Raw genomic sequence first — 10,106 nt, forward strand, 5'->3', positions numbered from 1 at the left:
TTTTTATTCAATGGGTTGAAGCCGGGCCTGCTGTAACATATGCAATGTGATCTTTCTGACCTCTGCCTTACTGACGGCAATGTGGTCGGTTAAAATGCGTTGTGCCTCCTCGGTTTGTTGCTGGAAAATCGCCCGTAAAATCTGAGCGTGTTCGCGGTATGTCGCATCTACCCGGTCGTCACGGGTAAAGTCGAGACGACGGATGATGCGGATCTTTTCGGTCAGTTCGGCGTGGATGCGTGCCATCTCCTGATTGCCCGCGGCGGCTACCAGCGCCATATGAAAGGCTTCGTCGTGCGCCGACACCGCTTTGCCATCCTCCAGGCGTGGCGCATCGGTCCAGAAACCTTTCAGTTCGTTCAGGATTTCCGCACAGGCCAGCGGCGGCAGCGCGCACAGGCGGCGCACTGCTTCGCGCTCCAGCACGGTGCGGAAGTCGTACAGCTCTTCGAAGTATTCGAAGTCGAACGGCTTCACCTGCCAGCCGCTGCGGAACCACACTTCGACATAGCCCTCGCGCTCCAGCCAAAACAGCGCCTGACGTACCGGCGTGCGGCTCACGTCGAGCCGATCGGCGATTTCGTTTTCGCTAAAGCGGTCACCGGGCATTAAACGAAACTCAAAAATGTCCTGTTTCAATGCCTGATAAACCTTCTCCGCCAGCGCTTCCGGGCGGCCTTTGCTGCGTGGGCTTTGATGCATACGAGTTCCTTATTCCAGCCACAGCAGGGTGTCGCCCGGACTCACCGGACGTCCTGCCTGACAGGCAATGCGTTTCACCGTGCCGGCCTGCGGCGCGACAATCGCCAGTTCCATTTTCATCGCTTCGACGATGATCAGCGTCTGACCGGCTTCCACTGCGTCCCCCGGCTGCACCAGCACTTTCCAGATGTTGCCGTTCATATCGGCACAGACCGCTAGCGCATCTTCGTCGGCTTCCGGGGCCATCAGCGTCTCTTCACTGGTCAGCGGCGCGTTCTGCTCTTCCTGTGCCCACAGCGTCACTTCCTGTTCGAAAGCGGCTGACTGGCGCTGACGGAATTCGGCAATTGAGTCGGCGTGTTCAGCGAGGAATTGCTGGTGGGCAGCAAAATCAAACAGCGTCTCTTCGATGCGTACCGTGGCGCGGCCTTCGCGGAAGTCATCGCGCAGTTGCGTGAGTTCATCTTCGGTCACCGGATAGAAGCGCACCTGATCGAAGAAGTGCAGCAGCCATGGCTCATCCGCCGCGAACTGGTCGTTCTTGAGGAATTTGTTCCAGATTGGCAGCGTGCGGCCCACCAGCTGATAGCCACCGGGTGAATCCATCCCGTAGATGCACATGTACATGCCGCCAATACCGACTGTGCCTTCGGCGGTAAAGGTACGTGCCGGGCTGTATTTGGAACTGAGCAGGCGATGGCGCGGATCGATCGGTACTGCGCATGGTGCGCCGAGGTAGACATCGCCCAGGCCGAGAATCAGATAGCTGGCATCGAAAATGGTGTCGCGCACCGCTTCGCGACTCTCCAACCCATTAATGCGCTGAATAAAATCAACGTTGTTCGGCAGCCATGGTGCGCTAGCGCGCACGGTTTCCTGATAACGCTCAACCGCACCGAGCGTGGCGCTGTCTTCAAATGCCATTGGCATCCAGACGATGCGCGAAGGCACTTTCAGCTGGCTGACATCGCCGAGTCCGGCTTCCAGTTCCAGCAGCAGATTCATCAGCTGTTTCTGGCTGAGGATCAGGCTGTCATAGCGCACCTGCAATGAACGCACGCCAGGCGATAGCTCTTCCACGCCAGGCACCGCACGTTCACGCAGCGCATTCATCAGCAGGTGCACACGCAGACGCAGCGCCAGATCCAGCACGTTGTCGCCGTACTCAATCAGCACATATTTATCACCGGCCTGGCGATACACGGCAGCAGGCGTGGTGTCTGTGGCGGGCAGTGCGGCCAGCAAGGTCGCAGAGCCGATGTCACTGGTCGCCAGCGAAGGCACCTCGAAGGCTGGCGCATGGGTACTGCGCAAGGTTTCCACGCTGTGCGCCTGGGCTTTCTCCAGCGCCACCGCTTCGTCGGCGCTGATTGGATGGAAGCGAATGCGGTCGCCCGGTTTCACCTGACCGACTTTCCACAGCTCCGCTTTGGCAATCGTCACCGGACAGACGAAGCCACCAAGGCTCGGGCCGTCATGGGTCAGGATCACCGGGAAGTCACCGGTAAAGTTCACCGCGCCAATTGCGTATTCGCAGTCGTGTACGTTGGAAGGGTGCAGCCCGGCTTCGCCGCCGTTGGCACGCGTCCAGGTCGGTTTGGGTCCCACTAAGCGCACGCCGAGACGGTTGGAGTTGTAGTGCACCTGCCAGTCGCTGGCAAAGAACTCGTCGATGGCAGCCTGGGTGAAGAAATCCGGCGCGCCGTGCGGGCCGTACAGCACGCCGATGCGCCATTCGTTGCCATAGTGCGGCACCAGCGCGTGATCGAGCGCTTGCGGTTCACTGATCGGCGCGGGCGTGGTGCAGGCGGCCAGCAGCGGCTGGGAGATCGGCAGCATATCGGCGATGCGCAGGGTGCGTCCGGCATGACCGCCAAACTGGCCGAGTGAGAAGGTAGAACGGCTGCCCAGATATTCCGGCACATCGAAGCCGTTGCGCACCGCTAAATAGGTGCGGCAACCGCTTTGCGCACGGCCTAACGTCAGCGTCTGGCCTGCTTTTACACTGATTGGTTGCCAGTAATCGAGGCTTGCGCCATCCAGTTCTGCCGGGCAATCTGCGCCGGTAAGGGCAATGACTGCGTCGCTGTGGAAACGCAGTGTCGGGCCTTGCAAAGTAAATTCCAGCCCGGCGGCGCTGTCGTGGTTGCCGGCAATGCGGTTTGCGAGGCGGAAAGCGAAGTCATCCATCGGGCCTGAAGGTGGCACGCCAATATCCCAATAGCCGAGGCGGCCAGGGAAATCCTGGATGCTGCTGAAGGTACCGGGTTGCAGCACTTCAATTACGCTGGCAGACGGCGTAAAGCTGTCGAGGAAACGCGTCCAGACTTTGCCGCTGCTGAACGCTTCGGTGGCCACAATCTGGCGCAGATAATCGAGGTTGGTGGCGATGCCGTGCAGCTGTGTGGCATCCAGCGCCTGCTGCATTTTTGCCAGCGCCGCTTCACGCGTGTCGGCGTGAACAATCAGTTTGGCAACCATCGGATCGTAAAATGCTGAGACTTCGGTGCCGGTATCGATCCAGCCATCGACGCGCACGCCATCCGGGAAACTGACGCCGGTCAGGGTGCCGGGACTTGGCTGGAAGTTTTTCAGTGGATCTTCAGCATAGATACGTACTTCAATCGATGCGCCTTTGGGTGCCTGCTGCAGTCGCGCCCAGTCGATGGCATCACCGGCGGCAACTTGCAGCATGCACTCCACCAGATCGAGGCCGGTGACACACTCCGTCACTGGATGCTCCACCTGTAAACGGGTGTTCACTTCGAGGAAGTAGAACGCGTCCTGTTCGGCGTCGTAGATGTATTCCACGGTACCGGCGCTGCGATAGCTCACTAACTCGCCCAGACGCACGGCCGATGAGAGCAGCGCCTCACGCGTCGCCTGCGGCAGGTTCGGTGCCGGGGTCTCTTCCACCACTTTCTGGTTGCGACGCTGTAATGAGCAGTCACGCTCACCGAGGGCAATTACTTTGCCGCTGCCGTCACCAAAAATCTGCACTTCAACGTGGCGCGCGCGGTCGATAAAGCGCTCCAGGAACACGCCTGCATCACTGAAAAACTGTTCGCCGAGACGACGTACGCTCTCCCATGCATTGCGCAGCGCATCGGCGTCGTCACAGCGGGTTAAGCCAATACCGCCGCCGCCCGCCGTGCTTTTTAGCATCACCGGATAACCGATGTTTTCTGCCGCGCTGAGCGCCTCTTCCAGCGAGTTGAGCAGCGGTGTGCCAGGCGTCATCGGCACACCTGCGCTAGCCGCCAGTTCACGCGCGCGGTGCTTCAGGCCAAACTCGCCAATCTGCTGCGCCGTCGGACCAACGAACGCAATCCCCGCCTCTTCACAGGCGGCGGCAAACGGCAGGCTTTCGGAGAGAAAGCCGTAGCCCGGCCAGATGGCTTCTGCGGCGGTCTCTTTAGCAGCAGCCAGAATTTTATCGATGCGCAGATAGCTGTCGCTGGCTTTGTCACCGCCGAGGGCAATCGCCACATCGGCTTCTTTGACATGGCGCGCGTTACGGTCGGCATCGGAGTAAACGGCAACGCTTTTCACGCCGAGGCGCTTCAGGGTGCGAATCGCACGGCAGGCGATTTCGCCACGGTTAGCGATCAGGACGGTGCTGAACATGGTTATTTACTCCCCTGAGAGGCCAGCCAGTTGCGCCAGCCGCCAAATTCGGTAATTTCCAGCGCCTGCGACAGCACCGCCGGTTCACAGATAAAGCCTTTCACCACGCGACCATCAGCCAGCGTCAGAGATCCAATGCCGAGCGGTGCCGGGATTTCCGCCACAAATTCGCCAAAGCGCGCGAGTGGGATATCCCACAGTTCCACGGTGATGGCGGCACCACTGTCACCGCGCAGCAGGCCGGGTTTTTTGATCGGACCATCGAGCAGGGCAAACAGGCGGTAGTGGCTGGCGGTTTGTGTCTCTTCCACCCACACCGCATCGCGGGTGGTGAGCTGGAAATTCAGCGGCATGCCGGTGAGGTGCGCACCGACCACTGCCACGCGTACGTGATCGGCAGACACCGGGAAGGCGGTGTATTGAGCGGGCTGAGCTTTGCCGGTCGCGCCTAACGTCAGCGCCATCTGCTGTTGCCACTGAATGCCGAAGCCTGCCAGCGCGCGATCCTGCCAGGCAGACGCAATCAGCGTGATGCCCGCAGGCAGGCCATCGGCGCGGAACGGACCAGGCAGCGCCAGTGCGCTAAGGTCAGCAAGGTTAGTGAAGTTGGTGTAGGTGCCAAACTGCGAGTTGTAATGCACCGGCTCCTGCTTCATCTCTTCCAGCGTATGAATGGTTGGCGAGGTCGGCACCACTAGCGCATCAAACTGCGCCAGGGTTTGCTGGATTTGACGCGTCAGCTCAGCGCGCAGGTATTCCGCCTGATAAGCCTCGACGGCGGTGTATTTCAGGCCACTGCTGACAATACCGTACACCACCGGGTCCATCTCTTCCGGGCGATTGATCATCTCACCGACAGCGACAGTGCGCTCGGCAACCCACGGGCCGTAATAAAGCTGTTCCGCCAGTTGGTGGAATGCGGTGAAGTCGATAGGGTGCAGTGTCGCGCCGCCCGCTTGCAGTTGCTCCAGCGCACGTAACCAGGCTGCTTCGGCCTGCTTATCACCAAAGAATTCAGGCATGGCAGGAATGGCGAAATCAGGTCGAGCCTTAAAGCTGGCAGGCGCGGTGTGCGGATTGTTGCGTGAGTAGGCGTCTCCCGCATCGTAACCGCCTGCGGCGGTGGCAACGGTGAAGGCATCTTCCACCGTCAGAGCGAAGACGGAGATGGTGTCATTCAAACGGCAAGCAGGCACTACGCCGCTGGCCGAGAACCAGCCTTTGGTCGGTTTCAGACCGACGATGTTGTTAAAACCTGCCGGGACGCGACCGGAACCGGCGGTATCGGTGCCCAGCGAGAAGCCCACCAGGCCGCGCGCCAGCACCGAAGCAGAACCGGAGCTGGAACCACCGCTAACATACTCGGGGTTAAAGGTGTTGCTTACCGCACCGAACGGAGAACGCGTGCCGACTAACCCAGTGGCGTATTGGTCGAGGTTGGTTTTGCCGATCACCACCGCACCGGCCGCTTTAAGCTGTGCGACCACAAAGGCATCAGTTTCAGCCGTATAGGTTAAGGCCGGACAGGCGGCACTGGTCGGCCAGCCTGCCACATCGATATTGTCTTTCACCGCAAACGGCACGCCAAACAGCGGCAGCGCAGCGGGATTGCGCAAATAACTCGCCAGCAAGGGTTCGATTTGCGCTTGCAGCTGTGCGGGCGAGGCGACATACAGCCAGGCATTATCCTGCTGATCGATAGCGTCGAGGTGGGCTGCCAACAGCGCGCTAATGCACTGCGGGTCCTGCTGATAGCGATGTTGCCAATCCTGAAGCGTGTATCCGAAGGTTGCTGCCATGAGTGAATTCCAACTGGTATACAAGATGGAATTCAACAGAGCAAAGCGCGTGCCATTTTTGTAAGTAAATGAATAGCTGTAGCTAATTGATATGACATAAGATTTTGTGATGATAATTTGCACAGTCACAGCGCAGACAGTGTGCAATCACGGTGCGCCTGCGTAAATTTTGTGAAGAACATGGCAAGAGACCGTTGGCCTGGTTAGCATGAGTTAAGTCTGGCATGAGTTGGATCGCAGCAGAGAGGAGAGCAGAGTGGAGAAGTGGCGTAACTGGATGATAGGGATCTGTCTGGTCAGCACGGCCAGCAGCGTGTGGGCCGACTCGCTGGATCAACAAAGACAGCGCTATGCGCAAATCAAACAAGCCTGGGATAACAATCAAATGGACCAGGTCTCGCAGCTGATGCCAACGCTGCAGGATTATCCGCTCTATCCGTATCTGCAATACCGTTTGCTGGCGCAGGATCTCGATCAAGAGACGCCGCTGGCGGTGAAGAATTTCATTCAGCAATATCCAACGCTGCCACCGGCGCGTTCACTCTCGACACGCTTCGTCAACGTGTTGGCACATCGTCAGGACTGGCAGGGCGTGCTGAGCTTTAGCCCGGATGAGCCCAAACCGGTGCACGCGCGCTGTAACTGGTATTACGCCAAGTGGGCTACCGGCCAGCAGCAGGTGGCGTTTGATGGCGCGAAATCGATCTGGCTGCGCGGTTCCGCGTTACCGAATGACTGCGATCAGCTGTTCTCGGTGTGGCAAGCGTCCGGACAGATGTCGCCGATCACCATTCTCGAACGTATTCGCCTGGCGATGAAAGCCGGCAACGACAGTCTGGTGAATTATCTGGCGAAAATGCTGCCGGCGGATTATCAAACCACTTCCAGCGCGCTGATTGCGCTGCAGCAAAATCCGCAGACCGTCACCACTTTTGCCAGCAGCCTCGGTCCGACCGATTTCACTCGTATGGCCACCAGTTATGCCTTTGCCCGCGTCGCGCGTGAAGACATGGATAATGCGCGCATGATGATCCCGCAACTGGTGCAGGCGCAAAAAATGAGCCCGGCGGAAGAGCAGGATCTGAAGGAAACTGTCGTGTGGCGCATGATGGGCGCCGATCTGACTTCCGAGCAGGCGCGCTGGCGTGATGCGGTGGTGATGAACAGTGAATCCACCGCGCTGGTGGAGCGTCGCGTGCGTCTGGCGCTCAGTCAGAACGATCGTCGTGGACTGAACACCTGGATCGCGCGTTTACCGGTTGAAGCCAAAGAGAAAGATGAGTGGCAATACTGGCAAGCCGATCTGCTGATTTCTCAGGGGCGCAAAGAAGAAGCCGATGAGATTCTGCGTAAGCTGATGCAGGCTCGTGGTTTCTACCCGATGGTGGCGGCGCAACGTCTCGGCGTGGAATATCCGTTGCAGATCGATCAGGCTCCGGCGGCAGACAGCTCGGTGGTGCAGGGGCCTGAACTGGCGCGCGTGCGTGAGCTGATGTATTGGGGGCTGGATAACCTGGCGCGCAGTGAGTGGGCCAATCTGATCTCCAGCAAGACCCATTCGCAGCAACAGATGCTGGCGCGTTACGCCAACGAGCAGGACTGGTGGGATCTCAGCGTGCAGGCGACCATTACCGCGAAAATGTGGGATAGCCTGAAAGAGCGCTTCCCGCTGGCATGGCGCAATCTGTATCAGCAATACACCAGCGATAAAGGTATTCCGCAGAGCTATGCCATGGCGATCTCCCGCCAGGAGAGTGCGTGGAATCCGAAAGCGCGTTCGCCGGTCGGTGCCAGTGGTTTGATGCAGGTGATGCCAGCCACGGCCAGCCATACCGTGAAGATGTATAACATCCCCGGCTATGTGAACAGCAGCCAGCTGCTGGATCCTCAGACCAATATCCAGATTGGTACCCAGTATCTGGAGTACGTCTATCAGCAGTTCGATCAGAACCGCATCTTCTCCTCGGCGGCCTACAATGCCGGGCCGGGCAGGGTGCGCAGCTGGTTGAATAACAGCGGCGGAAAACTGGATGCGGTGGCGTTTATCGAAACCATCCCGTTCTCCGAAACACGCGGCTACGTGAAAAACGTGCTGGCGTATGATGCTTACTACCGATATTTCATGGGCAAGCCGGATAAGATTCTCGCCGATGGTGAGTGGAATCGCCGTTACTAGCTGTGCTATGCTTCCGTACTCGTCAATGAGTACGGAAGCCCTTCATGAGCCAACCCCTTTCCTCCCAGCCGGATGCGGCTGAGCCTGTTGAAGATAACTGGCTGCGTTTTATCGATTTAATGCAAAACGCTTTCGCGGATGGTGTGTCGTTGCCGTTGTTGCAACTGATGATGACGCCCGATGAACGTGAAGCGTTTGGCACACGCCTGCGCATTATCGAAGAGCTGATGAACGGCGACATGAGCCAGCGCGAGCTGAAGAATGAGCTGGGCGTCGGTATCGCCACCATCACGCGTGGCTCTAACAGTCTGAAAGAAGCGCCTCCCGAGCTGAAACGCTGGCTGGAAGCGCGCTTAGGCCGCCATTAATTACTGTTGATACAGCGGATGGGTGAACGGGCAGAGTGCCAGTATCAGCGCCTGGTGGTAAACGCTGGAGCGGCTCAACAGACCGTTGGTAAACGCACCGATAGCACCGCCTTTCTGCTTGATATTATCAACGCCAGTTAAGCGCGCCATTTCGTGACCGAGTTCGTGTCCGGCGGCTAAGCCCGCCATGACAATCGGCGGCAAGGTGAAGCTGGCGGAGCGCGATTCGCCGCGCTGCTGGGCGTTTTCAATCACCATCCATGCAAAGGCACAATCGCCTTCGATACCGGCCTCAATCGCGACCCAGTAGTCAGATTCAGGACACTGCAAACGCGCATTTGCCACGCGGGTACGTGCGCCAGTTCGCGTTTCGACATCGCTTAACGGCTGTGCGGCAACGCCGCTCTCGACCTCGACCCCTTCAATATGGCAGGATCCTTCACCAAAGACGTCGTTGAACGCCTGAGCAATCGCGCGGATTTTTGCCGGGTTGATGGTGGCTGCGACAACGTGGTACATAATTGTTTGAACCCTCAAGGCAAATTTGTCGCAGTATAACGGAAATTAAGCATGCTACAGGTCTATCTTGTTCGTCACGGCGAAACGGTATGGAATGCGGCCCGACGCATTCAAGGTCAATCCGACAGTCCGCTGACGGAAAAAGGTGAGCAACAGGCCCAACAAGTGGGCGAACGGATGAAATCGCAGGGCATCACCCATGTGATTGCCAGCGATTTAGGCCGCACGCGCCGCACCGCCGAGATCATCGCGGATGCCTGCGGTTGTACGGTCACGGTTGATGCACGTTTGCGTGAGCTGAATATGGGCTGTCTCGAACAGCGCCCCCTTGATGGCTTAACGCCGGAAGAGGAGAGCTGGCGTAAAACGCTGGTGGATGGCACCCAAGACGGCCGCATCCCTGGCGGTGAATCGATGCTGGAGATGGCGACGCGCATGCACGAAGCACTGAACGCGTTGCTCGAACTGCCAGCGGGCAGCCGTCCGTTGATTGTCAGTCACGGTATGGCGTTAGGCGTGTTAGTGAGTACGCTATTGGGATTGCCGGCGCACGCTGAGCGCCGTTTGCGCCTGCGCAACTGCTCGATTTCACGCGTGGATCATCAACAAAGCGCGTGGCTGGCTGCAGGTTGGGTGGTCGAGACGGCAGGCGATGTGTCGCATCTGGATGCGCCTGCGCTGGACGAATTGCAGCGTTAAGGGTCATTCGGTTTCGGTGCGCATCAATGCGCAGCCTGTAAAGGGTGGGGGTAATGATTGCCTGCCCAGCAAAAGGGTCAGCTCGCCATTTATGCCGATCTGCCGTTATTGAAGCCAAAAAAATGCCGTCATCATGACCTAATGCCGATCAGTTAAGACAAAAATGATCGGTTGAACGATCCGGCAGTTCTGCAAGAATCCGTAATCTCTCAGGGA

The 10,106-nt window shown here is 58.4% G+C and carries 7 protein-coding genes; 3 read left to right on the top strand and 4 right to left on the bottom strand.

What is annotated here, in order from left to right; translation table 11 throughout:
* Window positions 1-3 precede the first annotated feature (3 nt).
* From AC1MDE_RS17085 to atzF, 3 genes are read right to left on the bottom strand one after another with little or no spacing between them, the layout of a single operon-like run.
* A complete protein-coding gene (locus AC1MDE_RS17085) occupies window positions 4-702 on the bottom strand; it encodes a GntR family transcriptional regulator (protein WP_479398007.1) in 699 nt (232 codons plus the stop codon).
* 9 nt (window positions 703-711) lie between these two features.
* Window positions 712-4,329, bottom strand: a complete 3,618-nt coding sequence (gene uca, locus AC1MDE_RS17090) for an urea carboxylase (RefSeq protein WP_479398008.1) — start codon at window positions 4,327-4,329, stop codon at window positions 712-714.
* A 2-nt stretch (window positions 4,330-4,331) separates the two neighbouring features.
* Window positions 4,332-6,128 (bottom strand): allophanate hydrolase, encoded by a 1,797-nt coding sequence (gene atzF / locus AC1MDE_RS17095; protein WP_058959459.1) that lies wholly within the window; start codon window positions 6,126-6,128, stop codon window positions 4,332-4,334.
* Between the two features lie 256 nt (window positions 6,129-6,384).
* Between atzF and sltY the strand changes: the two genes are divergently transcribed.
* A complete protein-coding gene (gene sltY / locus AC1MDE_RS17100; RefSeq protein WP_480344884.1) occupies window positions 6,385-8,304 on the top strand; it encodes a murein transglycosylase in 1,920 nt (639 codons plus the stop codon).
* A gap of 44 nt (window positions 8,305-8,348) precedes the next feature.
* Window positions 8,349-8,672, top strand: coding sequence for a trp operon repressor (gene trpR, locus AC1MDE_RS17105; RefSeq protein ID WP_058959377.1), 324 nt, complete (start codon window positions 8,349-8,351; stop codon window positions 8,670-8,672).
* Here trpR and yjjX read toward each other — a convergent pair whose 3' ends face one another.
* Window positions 8,673-9,191: an inosine/xanthosine triphosphatase gene (gene yjjX / locus AC1MDE_RS17110; protein ID WP_058959376.1), complete on the bottom strand. Its 519-nt coding sequence runs from the start codon at window positions 9,189-9,191 to the stop codon at window positions 8,673-8,675.
* Between the two features lie 51 nt (window positions 9,192-9,242).
* On the opposite strand from yjjX, the gene gpmB reads away from it, so the two are divergent.
* Window positions 9,243-9,890: a 2,3-diphosphoglycerate-dependent phosphoglycerate mutase GpmB gene (gene gpmB, locus AC1MDE_RS17115; RefSeq protein WP_038649182.1), complete on the top strand. Its 648-nt coding sequence runs from the start codon at window positions 9,243-9,245 to the stop codon at window positions 9,888-9,890.
* Window positions 9,891-10,106: the final 216 nt, after the last annotated feature.

The sequence above is a fragment of the Pantoea folii genome (assembly GCF_056678875.1).

Coding starts and splice junctions, on each gene's coding strand:
- AC1MDE_RS17085 (WP_479398007.1), bottom strand. CDS start 702: ATGCATCAAAGCCCACGCAGCAAAGGCCGCCCGGAAGCGCTGGCGGAG.
- uca (WP_479398008.1), bottom strand. CDS start 4,329: ATGTTCAGCACCGTCCTGATCGCTAACCGTGGCGAAATCGCCTGCCGT.
- atzF (WP_058959459.1), bottom strand. CDS start 6,128: ATGGCAGCAACCTTCGGATACACGCTTCAGGATTGGCAACATCGCTAT.
- trpR (WP_058959377.1), top strand. CDS start 8,349: ATGAGCCAACCCCTTTCCTCCCAGCCGGATGCGGCTGAGCCTGTTGAA.
- yjjX (WP_058959376.1), bottom strand. CDS start 9,191: ATGTACCACGTTGTCGCAGCCACCATCAACCCGGCAAAAATCCGCGCG.
- gpmB (WP_038649182.1), top strand. CDS start 9,243: ATGCTACAGGTCTATCTTGTTCGTCACGGCGAAACGGTATGGAATGCG.